This window comes from Janthinobacterium sp. 75 (assembly GCF_004365495.1).
Lineage (GTDB): Bacteria > Pseudomonadota > Gammaproteobacteria > Burkholderiales > Burkholderiaceae_D > Janthinobacterium.
In genome coordinates, this window is the sequence record NZ_SORD01000001.1 from 3,081,887 (window position 1) to 3,102,727 (window position 20,841).

The 20,841-nt window shown below is 63.2% G+C and carries 19 protein-coding genes; 13 read left to right on the forward strand and 6 right to left on the reverse strand.

Annotated features, from left to right (window positions below):
- Nucleotides 1–12: 12 nt before the first annotated feature.
- The 3 genes from C8C89_RS14075 to tssF are packed head-to-tail and all read right to left on the reverse strand — an operon-like array spanning nucleotide 13 to nucleotide 3,090.
- Nucleotides 13–267, reverse strand: a complete 255-nt coding sequence (locus C8C89_RS14075) for a PAAR domain-containing protein (RefSeq protein ID WP_101481840.1) — start codon at nucleotides 265–267, stop codon at nucleotides 13–15.
- Between the two features lie 28 nt (nucleotides 268–295).
- The gene (gene tssG / locus C8C89_RS14080; RefSeq protein WP_133990477.1) at nucleotides 296–1,321 is read right to left on the reverse strand and encodes a type VI secretion system baseplate subunit TssG; all 1,026 of its coding nucleotides are present in this window, start codon (nucleotides 1,319–1,321) and stop codon (nucleotides 296–298) included.
- Nucleotides 1,285–3,090, reverse strand: coding sequence for a type VI secretion system baseplate subunit TssF (gene tssF, locus C8C89_RS14085; RefSeq protein ID WP_133990479.1), 1,806 nt, complete (start codon nucleotides 3,088–3,090; stop codon nucleotides 1,285–1,287). Before tssF ends, tssG begins: the two co-directional genes overlap by 37 nt.
- A 175-nt stretch (nucleotides 3,091–3,265) precedes the next feature.
- On the opposite strand from tssF, the gene tssK reads away from it, so the two are divergent.
- The 12 genes from tssK (at nucleotide 3,266) to C8C89_RS14145 (ending at nucleotide 18,267) form a co-directional block, all read left to right on the forward strand.
- On the forward strand, nucleotides 3,266–4,612 hold the full coding sequence (tssK, locus tag C8C89_RS14090; protein ID WP_133990481.1) for a type VI secretion system baseplate subunit TssK: 1,347 nt from the start codon (nucleotides 3,266–3,268) through the stop codon (nucleotides 4,610–4,612).
- Nucleotides 4,613–4,777: 165 nt separating this feature from the next.
- Nucleotides 4,778–7,840 (forward strand): PAS domain-containing hybrid sensor histidine kinase/response regulator, encoded by a 3,063-nt coding sequence (locus tag C8C89_RS14095; RefSeq protein ID WP_133990483.1) that lies wholly within the window; start codon nucleotides 4,778–4,780, stop codon nucleotides 7,838–7,840.
- Complete coding sequence (locus C8C89_RS14100; protein ID WP_133990485.1) at nucleotides 7,837–10,002, forward strand: ATP-binding protein; 2,166 nt, start codon at nucleotides 7,837–7,839, stop codon at nucleotides 10,000–10,002. The genes C8C89_RS14095 and C8C89_RS14100 overlap by 4 nt, the downstream gene beginning before the upstream one ends.
- 174 nt (nucleotides 10,003–10,176) lie before the next feature.
- Nucleotides 10,177–12,381: a GGDEF domain-containing response regulator gene (locus C8C89_RS14105; RefSeq protein WP_133990487.1), complete on the forward strand. Its 2,205-nt coding sequence runs from the start codon at nucleotides 10,177–10,179 to the stop codon at nucleotides 12,379–12,381.
- A gap of 130 nt (nucleotides 12,382–12,511) precedes the next feature.
- Entirely contained in the window at nucleotides 12,512–13,378 is an 867-nt protein-coding gene (locus C8C89_RS14110) for an urease accessory protein UreD (protein ID WP_166674736.1), read from the forward strand.
- 25 nt (nucleotides 13,379–13,403) lie between these two features.
- On the forward strand, nucleotides 13,404–13,706 hold the full coding sequence (locus tag C8C89_RS14115; protein ID WP_034751936.1) for an urease subunit gamma: 303 nt from the start codon (nucleotides 13,404–13,406) through the stop codon (nucleotides 13,704–13,706).
- 93 nt (nucleotides 13,707–13,799) lie between these two features.
- Complete coding sequence (locus tag C8C89_RS14120; protein WP_101481833.1) at nucleotides 13,800–14,129, forward strand: urease subunit beta; 330 nt, start codon at nucleotides 13,800–13,802, stop codon at nucleotides 14,127–14,129.
- 1 nt (nucleotide 14,130) lies between these two features.
- Nucleotides 14,131–15,831 carry an urease subunit alpha gene (ureC, locus tag C8C89_RS14125; RefSeq protein ID WP_101481832.1) on the forward strand — a complete coding sequence of 567 codons (1,701 nt, stop codon included), beginning with the start codon at nucleotides 14,131–14,133 and terminating at the stop codon, nucleotides 15,829–15,831.
- A gap of 12 nt (nucleotides 15,832–15,843) precedes the next feature.
- The gene (ureE, locus tag C8C89_RS14130; protein WP_133990489.1) at nucleotides 15,844–16,368 is read left to right on the forward strand and encodes an urease accessory protein UreE; all 525 of its coding nucleotides are present in this window, start codon (nucleotides 15,844–15,846) and stop codon (nucleotides 16,366–16,368) included.
- The gene (locus C8C89_RS14135) at nucleotides 16,368–17,048 is read left to right on the forward strand and encodes an urease accessory protein UreF (protein WP_133993384.1); all 681 of its coding nucleotides are present in this window, start codon (nucleotides 16,368–16,370) and stop codon (nucleotides 17,046–17,048) included. The genes ureE and C8C89_RS14135 overlap by 1 nt, the downstream gene beginning before the upstream one ends.
- A 23-nt stretch (nucleotides 17,049–17,071) precedes the next feature.
- Nucleotides 17,072–17,710: an urease accessory protein UreG gene (gene ureG, locus C8C89_RS14140; protein WP_092714505.1), complete on the forward strand. Its 639-nt coding sequence runs from the start codon at nucleotides 17,072–17,074 to the stop codon at nucleotides 17,708–17,710.
- Between the two features lie 11 nt (nucleotides 17,711–17,721).
- Nucleotides 17,722–18,267 carry a HupE/UreJ family protein gene (locus tag C8C89_RS14145; protein ID WP_133990491.1) on the forward strand — a complete coding sequence of 182 codons (546 nt, stop codon included), beginning with the start codon at nucleotides 17,722–17,724 and terminating at the stop codon, nucleotides 18,265–18,267.
- Here C8C89_RS14145 and C8C89_RS14150 read toward each other — a convergent pair.
- Entirely contained in the window at nucleotides 18,264–18,875 is a 612-nt protein-coding gene (locus C8C89_RS14150; RefSeq protein ID WP_101481829.1) for a 1-acyl-sn-glycerol-3-phosphate acyltransferase, read from the reverse strand. The genes C8C89_RS14145 and C8C89_RS14150 overlap by 4 nt on opposite strands.
- A 250-nt stretch (nucleotides 18,876–19,125) precedes the next feature.
- On the opposite strand from C8C89_RS14150, the gene C8C89_RS14155 reads away from it, so the two are divergent.
- On the forward strand, nucleotides 19,126–19,347 hold the full coding sequence (locus C8C89_RS14155) for a hypothetical protein (protein ID WP_101481828.1): 222 nt from the start codon (nucleotides 19,126–19,128) through the stop codon (nucleotides 19,345–19,347).
- 49 nt (nucleotides 19,348–19,396) lie between these two features.
- Here C8C89_RS14155 and C8C89_RS14160 read toward each other — a convergent pair whose 3' ends face one another.
- Nucleotides 19,397–20,461, reverse strand: a complete 1,065-nt coding sequence (locus tag C8C89_RS14160) for an alkene reductase (RefSeq protein WP_101481827.1) — start codon at nucleotides 20,459–20,461, stop codon at nucleotides 19,397–19,399.
- Between the two features lie 55 nt (nucleotides 20,462–20,516).
- Nucleotides 20,517–20,813, reverse strand: coding sequence for a helix-turn-helix transcriptional regulator (locus tag C8C89_RS14165; protein WP_133990493.1), 297 nt, complete (start codon nucleotides 20,811–20,813; stop codon nucleotides 20,517–20,519).
- Nucleotides 20,814–20,841 lie beyond the last annotated feature (28 nt).

Here is a 20,841-nt window from a genome sequence, read left to right on the forward strand (position 1 = left end):
GGCCTGCCTCCGTTATAGGGATGTGATCAGGTGGGCGCCACAGGCGGTGGCATCGCCGTCATAGGCGTACGCCTTGCCCATGTGTTTTGCGCCAGCGCCATCCGGCGTGATCGGAAAGCTGCCTTTGCACTTTGGGCAGAAGGTCGTGTCATCTGCCAGCGCCGCCGTCTTCCCCATCACGGTGCTGCCAGACGATGCGCTGGTGACCTTCCCGCCGTGATCAGTTGCGTCTCCTAGCCGGATGACGCCGCGTCCCGCATGTTTCATGTTTGCCTCGCTTTCCAGGGATGACTGCTCAAGTCAGTTGCAGCAAGTAACGCACTTCCGCGCCGCCTGCCTTGCCTTGTGCGGTCTGCAAGAACGTCGTCCAGCCAAGGCGCCGCCTTTCTGAAGGTTGGGAGCTCAGGAGAAGGGGCGTAATGCATGGCGGACTCAATATCAGCCGAACTTCATACTGCAAGTCTGGTACGCCGAACAGCGCGAGCATCTTTGCCAGTGCCGCCGCACCTGCGCTGCGCGGCAGGAAACGTTGCAGGCCGGCGGGATCCAGCGGGCCGATATGCAGGCATACGCGCATGTCCTGGCGCCAAAGCCGCAGGCCAACGGTTGCGCCGCGCGCCAGGGTAAAGTTGGCACTGCTCAGCAGGCTGCGCCGATTTTTTCCCAGATAGTCCCAGCCACCGACAAATTGTTGCAGGACGACTGGCACACCGCAGTACTCGGCCAGTACGGGGCCAATCGCTTGCGCGGAGACGGGGCGGCAGCGCAGCTGACCCGCGTACCAGGCCGCGACGTCCTGTGTCACGGCTTCAGGTTCGGCGCTCGACGGCAGCGCAGTGCGCCGCACGCCGGCCAGTGCCAGCAACAAGGGCAATTGGGCATCGTTTGCCTGGGTCTGGAGCGTGGATTCCAATCGATACTTTTCCCACGCCTGGTAATACAGCACGACCATGCGGTGCGAAAAGATATCGAGGAAGGCCGAGACGCCAGCGTCTTTGCTCGACATGCGGTAGGCGGCAATGCGTTCTGAGTGGTGCAAGGGCAAGGTGCCGCCGACGCCCAGAAAACGCATGAACGTCGGTATCAATATCAGTTGTTCATTGTCGTCGAGCGAGAGGTGCTCAATTTCACTGGCGGGGAAATTCAAGGACATGCTGTTCTTGAAGCGCAACACCTGGCTGAAGGCTTGCGCCTGTGACACATGCTGACTACGTAGCCAGCACAGCAGAATACGTACCGCCTGCACGAACTGGTAACGGTACGGCTCGGCTAGCAAGTGTCGGACTACACCAGATTCTGCAGTCCGCTTCTTGGTTTGCATCGGATCAGCTCCTCTCCGCTTTGCAGTGATAGCACCACCAGTTCGATGAAACTGTTGATTTGCACATACAGCCCAAGGAAGTGATCGATCACCTGCACAAACAGGTGCATGCCGCTGCCGACGAACGCTTCCTCGTCAAGCGTGATGCGCACTTCCACGCCATGCGCCAAAGAGGTGCCGCGCTTGTGTCGCAGCCACGTCGTGGTCGGCGAGTGCGCCAACGCGACGATGCCGCTGATCTGGCGTTGCGAGGTGGCCGATTGGGATAAGTCGTACAGCGTCAGCATTTCGCGCAGCGCCGGCATGCCTTCCTGGACCAGTGCATGATGATTCAGCGCCAGATGCGAAATCAGGCGCCAGTGCAGGCCCGCGCCCGGTGAAAAACGCCGTGGCTGGCTGGGGCGTCGCAGCATGTGCAGCGCAGGTCCGCCGTCACACGGCTGCAAGTCTCCTTGCGGCTGGCCGTATTTGAGTGCAAGGGGAAGATCTCGGTTACTGCATGTCAGCGACAGCGACAGGCTTGCCTTTTCATGGATCAGGGGATTGAAGTCGCTATCGACCAATGTGATTTTCTTTTCATGGCCAGGACTTCTGATGGCCAAAGCCATGTCGTGCCGCATGATCCAGTAATGGCCTTGTTGCGCCGAACCCTCTCCATGGCGCAGGCTGTACAGCGGGCGAAATTCGGTCAGCGTGCTTTCGCCTCCCCGTTGGCGCAACAAACGCACCGCATCGACAGTGATGACTTCGTAACCATGGGCATGGGTAGCATGTGCCAGCACGGAATAGTCGGTTTTCTGCCGGGTGACGGCAATCGGCACGCCTTCCTGGCGGAAGAGATTGACAGCGGGACTGCAGCCCAGTCTCAAGTTTGCGCTGGAAATACTGGACAACATGCGTGCCGAAGCGGAATCGGGCCGCAAGCCGGCCATGCACAGATGCAGGCCAAAGCGCTGGCAACCAGGTGGCAGGGCCGCACCCAGCGCCGCGATATCAATGTCAAAGAAATTGAATTTTTCCGGGTATGCAAAATACTCGCTCAAGATGCGGTAGGCCGGCTGCGAGCGGGCACCGAAAGGTATCAAGGCATCCGTGTCGGCGAAGCCGACGGGCGTCAAAGGCACGGCGGGCAATGCCATCCATTGTGCCGCGTCGATTGACACAAAAGCGCAGACTGTGTGCATGAACAAGGCATCGCGCAATGCGGCGGAAAAAGAAGCTTCACCATCAATGAACACGCGCAGGGATGCGGGCGCCGCATCGAGATGCCGGATGCCGATGTTCAGCGAGGAGCTGGCCGATGCTGGCAGGCGTACGCCAGGCGGTGCCTTGATCTTCGCATCGAAACCTGCGCTTTCCAGTATCGATGCTCCTGTCGTCATGTCGTAGGCCGTCTTGAAGCGGCAGCGCACGTCGCGCACAGGCGTTGCGTCCATTTCACTGCCGGCCGGCAGGTGCAATACGCCCGCTCCGGCTGTCGGGGCGGACTGGTGCACGATGGTGCACGATGGGAAGGGGCGCAGATAATGTGGGAACAGGGCTTCGAACAAGGCTTCGGTAAATTGCGGAAAGTCGTCATCAAGCCGTTTTGAGATGCGTGCCGCCAGCATGGCCACCGATTCGATCAAGTGTTCGACGTGCGGATCTTCGCAAGACTCGCCGGACATGTGCAATTTGCCTGCGATTCTCGGATAACGTTCGGCAAACTCACGGCAATGCCGCCGCAGCATCACCAGCTCGCGTTCGAAATACGGCAGCAAGTCCTCCATCTCACTTTCCCTGTGTCTTTGCGGTGGAATGGCCAGTATCCGAGCGTTTGCTCAAGGGGAAATTGCGTTTGCGCAAATAATTGAACAGGGTTGCTGCGCAACATCAAGGACGTCCAAGCTGGCAACATCAAAATGGCAAGGCAGCAAGATTCCAACGGTCAACATGGAGAACGCAATGACATTGCCATCCAAATTACTGTGGTCCGAGGGCCTGGCCATCGGTCCCCAGCAATTCCAGCAACTGGACCGCTACCATGAAGCGCGCCTGCAGCGTCTGGCCTCATTAATTAATCCACATTTATGGGGCGTGCATGGCGTCAGCTGGAATGCGGATGCACTGGCCAACAATAGCCTGCGGGCGGACACCATGTCGCTCGTCTTTCAGGATGGAGAACTGTTCGAAGCGCCGCTTGGCGATGTACTGCCCAGTGCTGTAGACCTGTCCAAGCTACCTTCCAGTGAACATAGTTTTACTTTTTATGCCGCGCTGCCCGGGATGCAGGCACATGGCGGCAATTTGAGCTCTGCGGGCGCGCGCTATGTCCAGGCGGATATCGAGACCCCGGATTTGTACAGCGAGGCAGTCAGCATAGACGTGGCCTACCTGAAAAAACGCGTGCACCTGCTGTCGCAACTGGACCCACTGAATGATTACCTTGCCATCCCGGTGATCCGCTTGTACCGCGCGGGTAACGGCGGCTTTGAAATCGATACTTCCTTCATTCCGCCTTGCCTGACCATCAGCGCCGAGTCTTCGCTGCAGAAAATGCTCGATTCGCTGATCGATCGTATGGGCGCGAAAATTGAAGCGCTGTACAGCCGTCACCGTCAGCCCGGTAAAAATACGGTTGAATTTCATGGCGGGGACGTCTCCTCGTTCTGGATGCTCAATACGTTGAGCACGGCGGGTGCCACGCTCAGTCATTGCGCCAGTTACCGGCGCCACCATCCCGTGTATTTGTTTGAAAAATTGATGGCATTGGCTGGCGGCTTGATGACATTTTCCAAAAAATACACATTGAGCGACTTGCCGGCTTATCGTCACGATGACGCTGCTCCCGGTTTCGGCAAGCTCGATGGCATCATTCGCGACCTGATCGATACTGTGCTCCTGTCGCGTTACTTCCCGATTGCATTGAACAATGACATGCAACAAAACACCCACTATCACGGCTTGCTCGATGCCACGCGGATTGACCGTCAGACCGAATTCTGTCTTGCGGTAAACGCCGATATGCCTGCGCTGGAACTGGTCGCCACGGTGCCGTTGCAATTCAAAATTTCGTCTCCGGACAATATCGAACTATTACTGAGCCGGGCACTTCCGGGTGCTGAGTTGCGCCATATGGCACAGGTTCCTGCTGAAGTGCCGGTGCGCCCGAATACGTATTACTTTTCGATCGATAACAAGGGCAGTATTTATGACAGCATGATCAAGGCCCAGGCGATTGCGATTTATGTGCCGTCTGGTATAAAAGGGCTGAAGCTGGAATTGTTCGGTATCAGCGGCACCGCCGCGTAACGATGGTTGGCGTTGGGATTGGGTGCATCGTGAAAAGATTGTCCTAAGCAATAGACTTGCCCCTGCAGTTGACGTTATCATGTTTTTGTAAGTGTCGGTGGCTGACCAGCCAGCGCATGGTTGAAACATGGTGACAGGCGGGAGTGAGCATGGGCATGGCGAGTGATGCGTGAAGTGCCGGGCGGAGGGCAGGGCAGGGCAGCGGTGCGCCGTTGCTGCCGCGTATTGCTGCTGGCGTTCTGTGTCGCCGCGCCCTGCGCCGCTTTGCCGGCATCGGCGCCCGCCGCCGCGTCGCCGCACCAGGGGCAGCGCGTGCTGTTCCTCAACGCTTACGATTATGGCCGCGCCGGCGTGGAATCGTACACGCGCACCTATGTCGCCGCCATGGCCGCCGCGGGCCTGGCCAGCGAAGACATCATGGTCGAGCACCTGAACATGAATACCCAGGGAGACCCGGCGCTGCGCAATGAGATGCGCGATTTGTTGCTTTTAAGATACACTGAGGTAATGGGACGCAAGGCCGACCTGATCGTCGCCATGCAGCAGCCAGCGCTCGATTTTTTGCTGTCGGACCTGGCGCCGCTGGCGCGCGACGTGCCCGTGCTGGCGATTAACACCTCAGGCATGGCCTTGCCTGCCGGCAGCCCGGCTGCCATCTGGCAGCAAAAGGCGAATGTCGATTTTCCCGGCACACTGGCGCAAGCCATGGCGCTGTTCCCTGACACCAAGACCATCGTCATGGCCGTCGGCACCAGCGAGGCCGACCAGGTCTTGAAGCGCAACATGCAGCAGGCGGCGCTGGCGTGGCAGGGCAAGGTGGCCATGCGCTACCTCGACAACCTGACCCTGGAGCAGATGCGCGCGGCCGTGGCGCGGCTGCCCTCCGATGCCGTGCTGGTGGCGGGCAATGTCAACCGCGACGTGGACGGCGCCATCGCCACGCCCGTGCAGTTTTCCGTGCAACTGGCGCGGCTGGCGAATGTGCCCACCTTTGGCATGTACAACGCGACGGTCGGCAAGGGCATCCTGGGTGGCTCCATCCTGCACATCGAACAGGCCGCGCAGCAGGTGGCGCAAATGTCGCTCGCAGTGCTGGCGGGCAAGGCGCCCGCCGCACCGGGCGCCTTGCTGCAGCCCGCTCGCCCGGTGCCCATGTACGACTGGAAACAGCTGCAGCGCTGGGATGCCGACATCAGCCGCCTGCCGCCGCACACGCTGTTCCTTAACCGGCCGCCGCAACTGTGGCATGAACACCGCGTTGCCGTGCTGCTGGTGGGCGGCGTCTTTATCGTGATGGTCGGCTTGCTGAGTGCCTTGCTGCTGCAGCGGCGGCGCCTGCGGCGCGCCGAGAGCGATGCGCGCGAGAGCGAGCAGCGCTTTCGCATCCTGGTCGAGCATGCGCCGGAAGCCATCCTGGTGTACGACCTGGACCTGGATCGCTTCGTCGACGCCAACAGCAGCGCGCAGTGCATGCTGGGCCTGTCGCGCGAAGCGCTGCTGGCGCGCGGGCCGTTCGACCTGTATACCGGCAAGCAGCCCGATGGCCTTCCGCTGGGACTGATGATGGAAGAGCATCTGCGCCGCGCCATGCTGGGCGAGCCTGTCCTGGTGGAGCGCAATGTGCGGCGTGCCGACGGCAGCACTTTTCCCTGCGAGGTGCGGCTGGTCAAATTGCCCATGGAAGGGCGGCGCCTGGTGCGCAGCGGCATCGTCGACATTTCCGAGCGCAAGCACAGCGAGCAGGAATTGCTCGGCTACCGCGACCACCTGGAAGAACTGGTGCAGCAGCGCACGGCCGCCCTGTCTGTGGCCGTCACCGAGGCCGAATCGGCGAATCGCGCGAAAAGCGTTTTCCTGGCCAACATGAGCCACGAATTGCGCACGCCATTGAATTCCGTGATCGGTTTTTCGCAGATGATGGCCGATTCGAGCAGCATGTTCGAGGAAGAAAAGCATAACCTGGCCATCATCAACCGCGCCGGCCACCACTTGTTGACCTTGATCAACGATATCCTGGAATTGTCGAAAATCGAAGCGGGCCGCATGCAGCTGCAAACGGGACCCGTGGACTTGAATGGTTTGCTCGACGAGGTGCTCGAGATGGTGCGCATGCGCTCGAGCGACCAGGGCATCGCGCTGCAGATCGAACGTTCCGGCGTGCCGCCGCTGGTGCGCCTCGATGGCGCCAAGCTGCGCCAGGTGCTGCTCAATTTGTTGTCGAACGCGCTCAAATTCATCGAGCAGGGCAGTGTGATCTTGTCGCTGGCGTGCCAGGCGGCAGAAGATGGGCAGACGGCGCTGTCGTTTGCCGTGCGCGATACGGGCAGCGGCATCGCGGAAGCGGATCTGGAACGTATCTTTGAACCGTTTGTGCAGGCCGACAGCGCCGTGGCGCAGGCCGGCACGGGACTGGGGCTGACCATTTCGCGCGAATTCGTGCGCCTGATGGGCGGCGAGTTGCGCGTCGATTCCACGCTGGGAGCGGGTTCCGTATTCCGTTTCGACTTGCGCGCACCGGTGCTGCAGCAACCGGCCATCGCGGCGCTGGCGCCGGGCCGCGTGGCGCGCCTGCCGCCGGGCCAGCGCGGGCGCATGGTGCTGCTGGTCGATGATGACGACAACTGCCGCAAGCTGCTGGCCGGCTTGCTGGCACCACTGGGCTTCCAGTTGCAGCAAGCGGCGGGCGGCGCGCAGGCGCAAGCCATGCTGGCGGCGCAGCGCTACGACATGGTGTTGAGCGACTGGCGCATGCCAGGCATGGATGGCCTGGCGCTGACGCGCTGGCTGCGCGCGCAGCCGGTGCTGGTGCAGCCGCGCCTGGTGATCATGACCGCCTCCGCCTTCGAAGAAGAAAAGCAGGAGGCGCTGGCGGCCGGCGCCGACGGTTTCCTGCGCAAGCCGATCGAACAGGAACACCTGTTCGCCATGCTGGAGCAGCAACTGGGCGTGCGCTTCCAGCGCACCACCGCCGCGTCGCCGCGCGTGCCCGCGCCGGCCTTTGACCTGTCGCAGGCGCTGGGCCAGCTGGGTGCAGCCGAACGGCAGGCGCTGCTCGAATCCGTGCAGGCGCTCGATTTGCGGCGCAGCGCCATTGTGCTGGCCAGCGTGGCAACTGGCCTGCCGCAGCTATCCGCGCATATCGCCGCCATGCTGGAACAACACCAGTACCAGCCACTGTGCGCCTTGCTGGCGCAGATGGCCAGCGAACCGCAGGGCGAAGACGCATGACTTTTTACGCACCCAAGGGCGCCCGCCTGGGCGGCGTGTCCATCGTGCTGGCCGTCAGCGTAACGTTGACCTTTGTCGTCACCGTGCTGCTGCTGGTGTTTGCCGTGCTGTTTTACCAATCCGAGCGCGAACAGCGCTGGCAGCAGCTGCAGCAAAGCCTGGCCGTCAGCGCGGACCAGCTGGCCGTGGCCATCGAACTGCCCTTGTGGAACCTGGATGAAAAGCAGATGCAGGCCATCATGCGCAGCATGTTGGGCAAGCGCGAACTGGTGGCCAGCTCCCTGACGCCGGGCATCGGCAAGGAAGCGCTGGTCCTGCGCCGCAATGCGGACGGCGCCATCGACAGCCTCGCCGCGCTGCCCGCCGAACCGGGCTGGCTGGTGCAGCGGCGCTCCGTGACGATGGGTGGACAAGTCATCGGCAGCGTCGCCGTGTATGCGACGCCGGCCTTGCTGCACGCGCAGCTGCGGCAGCGCGCGCTGGGCATCGGCGCCATGATCGTGGCGCTCGACGTGATCCTGGTGGCCAGCATCTGGCTGCTCATGTGGTGCCTGATGCTCAAGCCCCTGAAGGCGATTGGCCAGTATGCGGCCGGCGTCAAGGCGGGGCAGGGCGAAGCCTTCGGCACGCCGCCGAAAGCGTGGTTCCTGGGCGAGCTGCGCACCCTGTACCGTTCCATCCGCGACATGGTGGCGCTGCTCGACAGCCGTTACCGCGCCCTGCAACGCAGCGAGGAGCGCGTGCAGATGGCGACGGGCGCGGCCAGCATCGGCATATGGGACTGGAACGTCAGCAGCGACGCATTGCAGTGGGATGAACAGATGTACGCGCAATTCAAGGCCGATGCGTCCGGCAACATGTCGCCGGCGGCGATCTGGCGCGCGGCGCTGGTGCCGGACGATGTGCCGGCCGCCAAGGAGGCCTTGCGCGCCGTACTGGGCACAGGCCATGCGTTCACGCACGAGTATCGGATCCTGTGGCCCGATGGCGCCATCCGCTACATCAAGGCCGATGCCGTGATCTTCCGCGACGGGCGGGGCCGCCCCATGCGCCTGGTGGGTTCCAACTACGACATCACCGCGCACCGCGAGGCCGAACTGGAACTGCTGCGCCACCGCCATCACCTGGAAGAACTGGTGGTCGAGCGCACGAGCGCCCTGTCGGTGGCCGTCAGCCAGGCGCAGGCGGCGAACCGCGCCAAGAGCACCTTCCTGGCGAACATGAGCCATGAACTGCGCACGCCCTTGAATTCCGTGATCGGCTTTTCGCGCCTGATGGCCGCCTCGCCCAACATGCAGGACGATGAAAAGCGCAACCTGGCCATCATCCACCGCTCCGGCAATCATTTATTGACATTGATCAATGAAATCCTCGAACTGTCGAAGGGCGAGGCGGGGCGCTTGCAGGCGCAGGCGACCGTGGTGGCGCTGGCGCCGCTGTTGCAGGAAGTGATGGACATGCTGGGCATGCCCGCCGAGCAGCAGGGCTTGGTCCTGCAACTCGATTGCGCGGACCTGCCGGCTGCGGTACTGCTTGATGCGACGCGCTTGCGCCAGGTGCTGCTGAACCTGATGTCGAACGCCGTCAAGTTCGCCGGCAGCGGCAAGGTTACCTTGCGCGTGCGCGGCGAGCGGCGCGACGATGCCACGTGGCGCCTGTCTTTCGCAGTCAGCGACACGGGCATCGGCATCGCCCCGGAAGACCAGCAGCGCATCTTCGAACCCTTCGTGCAGGCCGATAGCGCGGGACCGAAGGATGGCACGGGCCTGGGCCTGGCCATCTCGCGCGAATTCGTGCAGTTAATGAAGGGCGAACTGACGGTGGAGTCCTCGCCGGGGATGGGCGCCACCTTCCGTTTCAGTATTCCAGCGCAGGCGGCGCAGGTACGGATGCTGCCATCCGTGCCGCCGGCCCCGCCAGCGCAGGCGGCAGTACTGCCGGCACTGCAGGCGCAAGACTTGCGTCTGCTGGCCTGGGAAGAGCGCGCCGCCTTGCTGGTGGCGCTGCGCGAATTGAACCTGGCCAGGGTGGCACAGCTGCTGGCGGCCCTGCCTGCGTCGGCGGCGCCGTTGCTGGCGCCGCTGCAGGCCATGCTCGACCAGCACCAGTACCGTCAGTTGTGTGTCTTGCTGGATAGCGAGGGCGCGCTGGCACATGCCTGAAAGTGTGGGCTGACAACATCGGATTCGATGAAAAGACGGACTAAGTGCCGCCGATGGATGGTGCTAAATTGCAATAAAGATTATGATGATAGTACGTAGTTCACCGCAAAGAAATGTCTTGTCCAGCGTGGCAACTGACCGCCGCGCCTCATCCAAAGCTGAGAGAACTGCTACATGCACCGCGATTTTTCCGAAGTGAATGCTAAGGGCGAAGTACTGATCGTTGAAGATACGCCGGCTTCGCTGAAGCTGTTGAGCGATTTGCTGGGCGGCGCCGGCTATGCGGTGCGCCAGGCGCCGAACGGTGAGCTGGCCCTGTGGACGGCTCAGGCGCGCCCGCCTGAGCTGATCCTGCTCGACGTGCGCATGCCGGGTCTCGACGGCTTTGAAGTCTGCCGCCGCCTGAAGGAGATTCCGTCCCTGCGCCAGGTGCCAGTGATCTTCCTGTCGGCCCAGTACGATACGGACGACAAGGTGCGCGGCTTTGCGCTGGGTGCCGTCGATTTCATCGCCAAGCCCTTCCAGGCCGAGGAAATCCTGGCCCGCACCGATGCGCATGTGCGCCTGGCGCGGGCGCAGCTGCAGCTGGCGCAGGAGCGTGCCAACCTGGAACGGCGCGTGGCCGAACGCACGGCCGAACTGGAACAGGTGGCCAGCACCCTGGCGCGCGAAGTGCAGATCCGCCGCGCCAACGAGGAATTGCTGCGCCTCTCGGGCCAGGTCTTCGAAGCCACTCAGGACGCCATCCTGATCACGGATCCGGCCGGCATCATCGTCACGGCCAATCCCGCCTTTACCCGCATCACTGGCTACGCGGCGCAGGATGTGGTGGGCACGGACATCATGCGCCTGCACGCCGAATATACGGGCGAAGCGGTGCTGCTGGCCATGCGCCAGGGCTTGCGCAGCAGCGGCTGCTGGTCGGGCGAGGTGCAGACGCGGCGCAAGAGCGGCGACACCTATCCCTGTTTGCTCAGCGTGTCCACCGTGCATGGCCCGGACGGCGGCGTTGTCAACTACGTGGGCGTCTTCCTCGATATCAGCGAGCGCAAGGCCGAGCAGCATCTGATCGACTTCCTCTCCTACCACGACGCGCTGACTGGCTTGCCGAACCGCGTGCTGCTGCGCGAGCGCTTCGAACAGGCGCGCGCCAACGCCCTGCGCGACAGCCAGCAAGTGGTGCTGATGTGCCTGGACCTGGACCGCTTCAAGAACATCAACGATTCGCACGGCCAGGCCGTGGGCGACAAGGCGCTGCAAGTGGTGGCGCGTTTTCTGTCCGGCTGCGTGCGCGAGGGCGACACCGTGGTGCGCCAGGGCGGCGACGAATTCCAGATCCTGCTGCAGGACGATGCCCTGCTGGGCCGCACGCTGGCGCTGGCGCAGACCATCCTGGCCGGCTTGCGCGAAGAGCTCAGTGTCGGTGGCGAGCGCCTGGCGCTGACCACCAGCATCGGCATCGCCATGTGCCCGGCCGACGGCGACAGCCTCGACGACGTGCTGCGCCACGCCGACACGGCCCTGGTGCGCGCCAAGGAAATGGGGCGCGATCATTACGCTTTCTTCACGGAGCGCATGGGCAGCGATATCCGCGCCCGCCTGGCCATGCAGCAGCAGCTGCGCGGCGCCATCGGCCGCGAGGAATTCGAAGTGCACTATCAGCCGCAAATGTGTTTGCGCACGGGCGCCATGCTGGGCGCGGAGGCTCTGCTGCGCTGGAATAACCCGGTGCTGGGCAAGGTGCCGCCCGGTCTGTTCATCGCGCTGGCCGAGGAATACGGCTTGATCACCGCCATCGGCGAATGGGTGCTCGAAACCGTCTGCGCGCAGATCCGTGCCTGGCACGACGCGGGCCTGGGCAGCATCAAGGTGGCCGTCAACCTGTCTGGTAAACAGTTCGCGCAGGACCGTACGGTGCCTTTCGTCGAAGCGGCATTGCGCAAATACGGCATCGCGCCCGCCTGCCTGGGCATCGAGATCACGGAAAGCACGGTGATGGGCGACCCGGACAAGGCGGTGGCCGCCCTGACGCGCCTGAAGGATATCGGCGTGGGCATTTCGCTCGATGACTTCGGCACCGGCTATTCCAGCCTGGGTTACCTGAAGCGCTTTCCCATCGACGTGCTGAAGATCGACAAATCCTTCGTCGACGACGTCACCACCAGCAGCAGCGACGCGGCCATCGCGCGTTCCGTCATCTCGCTGGCGCACAACCTGGACATGCGCGTCATCGCCGAAGGCGTGGAAACGCGCGAACAGGTGGACTTCCTGACGGAACACGGCTGCGACGAAATGCAGGGTTATTATTTCAGCCGTCCCCTGGCTGCTGCACCATTCACGGCCTTGCTGCGCGAACGGCGCGCGCTGGCCGTGGCGTAGACGCCGCGGTGCGGCCGATGCACCATGCGGGTGCGTCTGCCGCAGCGTGGTGCGCAATTCTCACGGTTCCATCCCTTGATGCTGGCACATATCCTGCTTAGGTAATCGCTTATTTACGCGATTGCCCCGCATGCCAGACAGTACTCACCCAGCCATGCCCTCACAGGCCAGCGCACATGACGCCTGGCAGGCGCACTTGCGCCTGGGATTTGCCTGGCACGATGGCGTCAGCCGTCTGGTCGAGCGCACGCACAGCGGCCCCCTGCGCGTGCAAAAGCCTTTGTATCCGGAAGGCGATGCCGTCTGCCACGCCATCATCATCCATCCGCCCGGCGGCGTGGTGGGCGGCGACCAGCTGGCTGTCGACGTCACGGTGGGCGAAGGCGCGCACGCGTTTCTCACGTCGCCGGGGGCGGCCAAGTGGTACCGCGCGAATGGCCACGTCTCGGGCCAGCACATCGTGCTGCGCGCCGGTAGCGGCGCTTCCATCGAGTGGCTGCCGCAGGAAAGCATTTTCTTCGACCAGGCGTGCGTGCGCCTGCGTCACGAGGTGGAACTGGCGGCGGACGCCAGCTATATCGGCTGCGACATCGTCTGCCTGGGCCGCAGCGCCTCTGGCGAAATTTTTAATGAAGGCAGCATCGCCCAGCAGGTGCAGATCCGCCGCGGCGGCAAGCTGCTGTGGTGGGAGCAGGGCGTGCTGGCCGCCGGCGGCGCGCTGATGGCCAGCCCACTGGGACTGGGGGGGCACACGGTGTGCGCCACCCTGATCGCCGTCGGCACACCCGTTTCTGCCGCCGTGCTGGCTGCCTTGCGCGAGATCAAGGTGCCTGCCGGCGCCGCGTTTGGCGCCACGCAGATGAAATCGCTGGTGGTGGTGCGCCTGCTGTGCGGCGACAGCGAGGCGGCGCGCACGATCATGCTGGCCGCCTGGCAGCTGCTACGCCCCGCCATGTTGGGACGCGACGCCGTCGTGCCCCGCATCTGGAACACTTAATCAGGAAAGAAGCGCAAGGAAAACCATGGACCTGACTCCCCGCGAAAAAGACAAGCTGCTCATTTTTACGGCCGCGCTGCTGGCCGAACGGCGCCTGGCGCGCGGCTTGAAGCTCAATTACCCGGAAGCGGTGGCCCTGATCAGCGCCGCCATCATGGAAGGTGCGCGCGATGGAAAATCGGTGGCGCAGCTGATGTCGGACGGTACGAAAATACTCTCACGCGCGGACGTCATGGATGGCATCGCCGAGATGATCCCCGATATCCAGGTGGAAGCGACCTTTCCCGATGGCAGCAAGCTTGTAACCGTGCACCACCCGATACCGTAGTTTTTTGATTGGCCAGGGCGCCACCCGCGTCATGGCTGTTTTTGCGCTGGCGACCCGCCGGCAAGCGTAACGCGATCTTTGAAGGAGTCCCTCATGACCCCAGGCGAATACAAATTGGAAGAAGGCGAAATCAGCCTCAATGTGGGCCGCGCCACGGCCACCGTGGTGGTGGCCAACCGGGGCGACAGGCCGATACAGGTCGGTTCGCACTTTCACTTTTTTGAAGTCAACCCGGCGCTGGCCTTCGAGCGCTGGCGCGCCTACGGCATGCGCCTGAACATCACGGCCGGCACGGCCGTGCGCTTCGAACCTGGCCAGCAGCGCACGGTGGAACTGGTGGCGCTGGCGGGGGAGCGCAAGGTCTACGGCTTCAATGGTGAAGTCATGGGCGAACTGCAAGACACTCCACCAGGAAAGGATTGAGATGGCCAGCATTCCCCGCAGCGCATACGCCGAAATGTTCGGCCCCACCACGGGCGACCGCATCCGCCTGGCCGACACGGAACTGTTCATCGAGATCGAGCATGACTATGCGATCTACGGCGAAGAAGTGAAATTCGGTGGCGGCAAGGTGATACGCGACGGCATGGGCCAGTCGCAGCGCTGCGCGGCCGAGGTGATGGATACCGTCATCACGAATGCCGTCATCCTCGACCACTGGGGCATCGTGAAAGCCGATATCGGCTTGAAGAATGGGCTGATCTTCGGCATCGGCAAGGCGGGCAACCCGGACATCCAGCCTGGCGTAACCTTGCCCATCGGCGGCGCGACCGAGATTATCGCCGGTGAAGGCATGATCGTTACGGCCGGCGGCGTCGATACGCACATCCATTTCATTTGCCCGCAGCAGATCGAGGAAGCCCTGATGAGCGGCGTGACGACCATGCTGGGCGGCGGCACGGGGCCGGCCGTGGGCACGGCCGCCACCACCTGCACGCCGGGACCATGGCACTTGCACGCCATGCTGGCCGCCGCCGACGCCTTCCCGATGAATCTTGGCTTCATGGGGAAAGGCAACGTCAGCTTGCCGCTGCCACTGGAAGAGCAGGTGCGCGCGGGCGCCATCGGCCTGAAACTGCACGAGGACTGGGGCAGCACGCCGGCCGCCATCGACAATTGCCTGTCCGTCGCGGACCGCATGGATATTCAGGTTGCGCTGCACAGCGATACCCTCAACGAGGGCGGGTTTCTGGAGCACACCCTTGCCGCCTTCAAGGACCGCACCATCCACACCTTTCACACGGAAGGGGCGGGCGGCGGCCATGCGCCAGACATCATCGCCGCCGTGGGACAGTCCAACGTGCTGCCCTCGTCGACCAACCCGACGCGCCCGTTTACCGTCAACACGCTCGACGAGCACCTGGACATGCTGATGGTGTGCCATCACCTGGACCCGGCGATTGCCGAAGACGTGGCGTTTGCCGAGTCGCGCATCCGCCGCGAAACCATCGCCGCGGAAGATATCCTGCACGACATCGGCGCCATCTCGATGATGTCGTCCGACTCGCAAGCCATGGGCCGGGTCGGCGAGGTGATCATGCGCACCTGGCAGACGGCGCACAAGATGAAGGTGCAGCGGGGGCCGCTGGCGCCCGACACGGCGCGCAGCGACAACTTCCGCGCCAAGCGCTATATCGCCAAGTACACGATCAACCCGGCCATCACGCATGGGATTTCCCACGTGGTCGGGTCCATCGAGGCGGGCAAGATCGCCGACATCGTGCTGTGGAAGCCCGCCTTCTTCGGCGTCAAGCCATCGATGATTTTAAAGGGCGGCATGATCGCCGCTGCGCAGATGGGCGACCCGAATGCGTCGATTCCCACGCCGCAGCCCGTGCATTACCGCATGATGTTCGGCGCCTTCGGCGGCGGTCTGAAAAAGTCTTTCACCTTTGTCTCGCAGGCGGCCTACGACCTCGATATCGGGCATCAGCTGAAACTGAATAAATCCGTCATCGCCGTGAAGAACATGCGCGGCTTGCGCAAGCACGACATGATACATAACAGCGCCACGCCGCACATGGAAGTGGACCCGGAAACCTATGCCGTGCGCGCCGACGGCCAGCTGCTGGTGTGCGAGGCGGCCGCCGTGCTGCCCATGGCGCAGCGCTATTTTCTATTTTAAGCAGGAGACATCATGCTCACTTTGCATACCAAGCTGGCGGCTGACGATAGTCGCGCCGCCGTTGCCCAACTTGTGTTGCCCTACGACCAGCGCGAAAAATGCCGGCTGCGCGCCGTGCTGTCGAATGGCGACGAGGTAGCCGTGTTCACCGTGCGCGGCACGGTGCTGCGCGACGGCGAGCGCATGACGGGACCGGAAGGGCTCGTAGTGCAGATCGTCGCCGCGCGCGAACCGACCTACCTGGTGCGCTGCCTTGACGCCCACACCCTGCTGTGCTGCGCTTTCCACCTGGGTAACCGCCACACGCAGGCGCAGGTGGGTGACGGCTTTTTGCGCATCCGCAAGGACGTGGTGCTGAAGGAGATGCTGGAAGGCTTGCAGGCGAGTGTGACGGAGGAAAGCGCGCCATTCGAGCCGGAAGCGGGCGCGTATGGCGGCGGCCATGGCCACCACGACGGCCATGGCCAGCACTTGCTGGCGCCCGTGCCGCTGCGCCAGAAGATTCACCGCCCCAGCGACACACCGGGCACCGCATGATGCAGGCATCGGCCCTGCTGCATTTGCTGCAGTTCGCCAGCCCGGCCTTGCCGATTGGCGCCTACAGCTATTCGCAGGGGCTGGAAGCGGCCCTGGAATGCGGCTTGGTGGTGGATGCGGCCACGGCGCGCGACTGGATCGCGCAGCATCTGACGCTGGTGGTGGCGCGCTGGGAAGCGCCCCTGTGCTGGCGTTTGATACAGGCCTTCGAAGCGCAGGATTTGTATGGCGTGCAGCGCTGGAGCGAACGCTTCATCGCCTCGCGCGACACGGCGGAATTTCGCGCCGAAACCATTCAGATGGGTTATTCATTGACCAAGCTGCTGGCCGAGCTGGGCGTGGCTGATGGCGTGTTGATCGACATGCTGCAGGGCCAGCCGGAAGTGGCGCTGCCCACGGCCTATGCCTGCGCCGTGGCGGCGCTGGCCATTCCGCGCGAAGAGGCGCTGCTGGCCATGCTGTTCGCCTGGGCGGAAAACCAGGTGCTGGTCTGCGTGAAATCCGTACCGCTGGGGCAGGTAGCGGGCCAGCGTTTGCTGCTGTCGCTGCGGCCGGAGCTGGAAGCGGCGGCCTGCACGGCGCAAACCTTGCAAGACGAAGAGATGGACAACTGGGCGCCCGGCCTGTCGCTGCTGTCGATGCGGCACGAAGTGCAGTACAGCCGTTTGTACCGTTCCTGAACACTACACCGAGAGACTACAACATGACATCGATTACCTCAAATCCCCTGCGCGTAGGCATCGGCGGCCCGGTCGGCTCGGGCAAGACGGCCCTGTGCGAAATGCTGTGCAAGGGCATGCGCGAGCGCTACGACATGGCCGTCATCACGAATGACATCTACACCAAGGAAGACATGGAAATTCTGCTGCGCGCGGACGCCTTGCCGGCCGAGCGCCTGATGGGCGTGGAGACGGGCGGCTGTCCGCACACGGCCATCCGCGAAGATGCATCCATCAACCTGGAAGCGATCGCGCGCATGCAAGCTGATTTTCCGAATCTCGACTTGATCCTGGTCGAATCGGGCGGCGATAACCTGGCCGCCACCTTCAGCCCGGAACTGTCGGACCTGACGATTTACGTGATCGACGTGGCGGGTGGCGAAAAAATCCCGCGCAAGGGAGGTCCCGGCATCACGCGCTCGGATTTGCTCATTATCAACAAGACGGACCTGGCACCGTATGTGGGCGCCAATCTGGACGTGATGGCGCAGGATGCCAAGCGCATGCGCGGCGAGCGCCCCTTTGTGTTTACCAACCTGCGCAGCGGCGACGGTGTGCAGGTCGTCATCGATTTTATCCGCGAGCAAGGTTTGCTCGACCAACCAGGCAAGGAGCTGCAATGAGCGCAAGAGTGATGATAAAAACAGCCGCCGTGGCGGCACTGTGCCTGCTGGCCTTGCCAGTCATGGCGCATCCCGGCCATGGCGAGAGCGCGTGTTTCCTGGCTGGTTTTGCCCATCCGTTCACGGGCATCGACCATTTGCTGGCCATGCTGGGTGTGGGCATATGGGGCGGCCAGCAGCGCCGCAGCCTGGCCCAGCCCGCCACCTTCCTCGGCATGATGCTGCTCGGTGCGCTGGCCGGCATGGCGGGCTTGACGGTGCCCGGGCTGGAAACGGGCGTCGCCGCCACGGTGGCCCTGGTGGGGCTGGCCATCGCGCTGGCGCTGGCCTTGCCGAACTGGCTCGGCATGGGCCTGGTGGGCGTATTTGCGTTGGCGCACGGCAATGCGCATGGCCAGGAATTGCCAGCCGCCTCGGCCGCGTGCGGCTTCATGCTGGCTTCGGCCAGCTTGCTGTGTGCCGGGCGTCTCCTTGGCCAGGTGCTGGCCGAGCGTATGCTGCGCGTGGCCGGCGTGGCCTTGACGGCCGCCGGCGTGGTCTTGATGGGGCTTGCTTAAGCGCCGGGGCGCTTGTCCGACAAGACGATGGGCGCCGCCTTTTCCGGGTGCAAGCCCTGGTGGCCCGCATACACGGCGGCGATGGCCGCCATGTCGGCGTCCTTGTCGCCCGTCAAGTATAAATGGTCGACGACGCCCAGCACCTTGTTCGGATAGTCGATATAGACCAGCAGCAAGGGCACCTTGGCGGCCAGGGCCAGGTGATAAAAGCCGCTTTTCCAGTTCGGTCGGTAGCTGCGCGTCGCTTCCGGCGTGATGGCCAGCCAGTACCAGTCGGCGGCCTGCATGCGCTCGGCCTGGCGGCCGATGGTGCCGCTGGTGGTGCTGCGGTCGACGGGTTCGCCGCCCAGGTAGCGCAGCACCTTGCCCATGGGGCCGCGGAACAAGGAATCCTTGGCCAGCCAGCGGAACGGCAGGGACAGCGCCCATTTGCCGAACAGGCCCACCATGAAATCCCAGTTGGACGTGTGCGGGTAGACGACGGCGATGCCGCGCGGCCCCGGCAAGGGGCGGAAGCGCATGCGCCAGCCAAACAGCTGCAGCACGCGCAGCGCGCAACGCTGGTGCCAGGTCGGCAAGTCGCCCGCTTGTACAAATAAATCGTCCATTGATACCCTTCAGTGACACTATTCTTAATGGGATGGCGCTAGCGGCCATTTTCCTTGAAGCAAAAATTCTGCGCAGGCATTCTATACGGGGCTGGCGGTGGCGACAAGCAGCCGAGGCCGCTATTCATGCGGCATCGGGGTGTTTATTGCTGCTATTTTAACGATGCTTTGCCACAGTGCCGGGCACCAAATGCACACAATGTGGTCAAAACTTGATGCAAGGTAGATCCACGCGACAGGGAGCCATGGCATGAAAAACAGTATCGATGAAGTGGCGGGGGAGCATGTCCGAACGGACAAGGTGATGGCCGGGCTCGTCGAGCGGGGTGTGGCGTTTCATCACGCCCTTGGCCGGACGGTGGCGACAGCCTGCTTGCGTGGGCTCGCGGTGCCGGCCGAGGTGATACGCCGTGTGTTCAGCAGTGTGCACGCGCGCCGCCCGGCCCGGCCGGCAAGGCGCCGATGGCGCTGAGGGACAGACAGCAGCGACGAAGTGCCGCTGCTGTCGTCCGGAGTGTTGTTTAAGCCTGTGCCGCGAGTGCCGGGTAGTCCGTGTAGCCGGCCGCATCGGGTGCGTACAGCGTGTCCGGATTCAGGGGATTCAATGGCGCGTCGCTGTGCAGGCGGATGGGCAGGTCGGGGTTGGCGATGAACCACAGGCCAAAGGCCACGGCATCGGCTTCGCCTTTGGTCAGCAAGGCATCGGCCGCCGCCTTGTCCATTTTCTCGTTGGCAATGTATACGCCGCCAAATTCCTGCTTCAAGTACGGACCCAGGCGGTCTTCACCAAGCGCTTCGCGCGCGCAGATGAAGGCGATGCCGCGCTTGCCCAGCTCGCGTGCCACATAACCGAAGGTGGCGCGCGGGTCGGAATCGCCCATGTCGTGCGCGTCGCGGCGCGGTGCCAGATGCATACCCACCTTGTCGGCACCCCATACCTCGATGCATGCATCCGTCACTTCCAGCATCAGGCGTGCGCGGTTTTCAATCGAGCCGCCGTAGTTGTCGGTGCGCAAGTTGGTGCTGTCCTGCAGGAACTGGTCGAGCAAATAACCGTTCGCGCCGTGGATTTCCACGCCGTCGAAGCCGGCTTTTTTCGCATTCTCGGCGCCCAGGCGGTAAGCCGCCACGATGCCGGGAATTTCTTCCGTATTTAGCGCGCGCGGCGTGACGAATTCCTGTTTCGGGCGCAGCAGGCTGACATGGCCGGCCGGCTTGACGGCGCTGGGTGCCACGGGCAAGTCGCCATCGAGGAAGGCGGGCGCCGAAATGCGGCCGACATGCCACAGTTGCAGCACGATCAAGCCGCCTGCGTCATGCACGGCCTTGGTGATGTGTTTCCAGCCTTCCACCTGTTCCTCTGACCAGATGCCCGGCGTGTCGGCATAGCCCACGCCCTGCGGCGTGACAGCCGTCGCTTCCGAGATGATCATGCCGGCCGAAGCGCGCTGCGTGTAGTACTCGGCCATCAGGGCGTTGGGGACGCGGCCAGGATTGCCGGCGCGCGAACGCGTCAGCGGCGCCATGATGATGCGATTTTTCAGTTGCAGGCTGCCAATGGTGATGGGGTCGAATAAGGTTGTCATGATTGCTATTTTTCCTGTCGAGAGTGCCGCGGACGGCGATATGGATGGGCTACGGTTACAAACCTTGCTGCATATGTTCCAGAAAAGCCTGGATGGTGGCTTCATTGCGCTTGAAGAAACTCCACTGCCCGACTTTTCTGGCGGAAATCAAGCCGGCCTTTTGCAAGGTGGCCAGGTGGGCCGAGACCGTCGATTGCGACAGGCCCAGGCTGCGGTCGATCAGTCCGGCACAGACGCCGAATTCGAGCGGATGGTCTTGCTGGGCGAAATGCTGCTCCGGCTCCTTCAGCCATTGCAGGATCTGTCGCCGCACGGGATTGGCCAGCGCCTTGTGGATGGCGTCGATGTCCATGGTGTTTCTCCTGTCGATGTTCGTCTGT

Bases quoted from the DNA above. Each gene is read 5' to 3' on its own strand.
- tssK (WP_133990481.1), top strand. From the start codon at position 3,266: ATGACATTGCCATCCAAATTACTGTGGTCCGAGGGCCTGGCCATCGGT.
- C8C89_RS14100 (WP_133990485.1), top strand. From the start codon at position 7,837: ATGACTTTTTACGCACCCAAGGGCGCCCGCCTGGGCGGCGTGTCCATC.
- C8C89_RS14095 (WP_133990483.1), top strand. From the start codon at position 4,778: ATGCGTGAAGTGCCGGGCGGAGGGCAGGGCAGGGCAGCGGTGCGCCGT.
- tssF (WP_133990479.1), bottom strand. From the start codon at position 3,090: ATGGAGGACTTGCTGCCGTATTTCGAACGCGAGCTGGTGATGCTGCGG.
- tssG (WP_133990477.1), bottom strand. From the start codon at position 1,321: ATGCAAACCAAGAAGCGGACTGCAGAATCTGGTGTAGTCCGACACTTG.
- C8C89_RS14145 (WP_133990491.1), top strand. From the start codon at position 17,722: ATGATAAAAACAGCCGCCGTGGCGGCACTGTGCCTGCTGGCCTTGCCA.
- C8C89_RS14105 (WP_133990487.1), top strand. From the start codon at position 10,177: ATGCACCGCGATTTTTCCGAAGTGAATGCTAAGGGCGAAGTACTGATC.
- C8C89_RS14075 (WP_101481840.1), bottom strand. From the start codon at position 267: ATGAAACATGCGGGACGCGGCGTCATCCGGCTAGGAGACGCAACTGAT.
- ureE (WP_133990489.1), top strand. From the start codon at position 15,844: ATGCTCACTTTGCATACCAAGCTGGCGGCTGACGATAGTCGCGCCGCC.
- ureC (WP_101481832.1), top strand. From the start codon at position 14,131: ATGGCCAGCATTCCCCGCAGCGCATACGCCGAAATGTTCGGCCCCACC.
- C8C89_RS14150 (WP_101481829.1), bottom strand. From the start codon at position 18,875: ATGGACGATTTATTTGTACAAGCGGGCGACTTGCCGACCTGGCACCAG.
- ureG (WP_092714505.1), top strand. From the start codon at position 17,072: ATGACATCGATTACCTCAAATCCCCTGCGCGTAGGCATCGGCGGCCCG.
- C8C89_RS14160 (WP_101481827.1), bottom strand. From the start codon at position 20,461: ATGACAACCTTATTCGACCCCATCACCATTGGCAGCCTGCAACTGAAA.
- C8C89_RS14110 (WP_166674736.1), top strand. From the start codon at position 12,512: ATGCCAGACAGTACTCACCCAGCCATGCCCTCACAGGCCAGCGCACAT.
- C8C89_RS14155 (WP_101481828.1), top strand. From the start codon at position 19,126: ATGAAAAACAGTATCGATGAAGTGGCGGGGGAGCATGTCCGAACGGAC.
- C8C89_RS14165 (WP_133990493.1), bottom strand. From the start codon at position 20,813: ATGGACATCGACGCCATCCACAAGGCGCTGGCCAATCCCGTGCGGCGA.
- C8C89_RS14115 (WP_034751936.1), top strand. From the start codon at position 13,404: ATGGACCTGACTCCCCGCGAAAAAGACAAGCTGCTCATTTTTACGGCC.
- C8C89_RS14135 (WP_133993384.1), top strand. From the start codon at position 16,368: ATGCAGGCATCGGCCCTGCTGCATTTGCTGCAGTTCGCCAGCCCGGCC.
- C8C89_RS14120 (WP_101481833.1), top strand. From the start codon at position 13,800: ATGACCCCAGGCGAATACAAATTGGAAGAAGGCGAAATCAGCCTCAAT.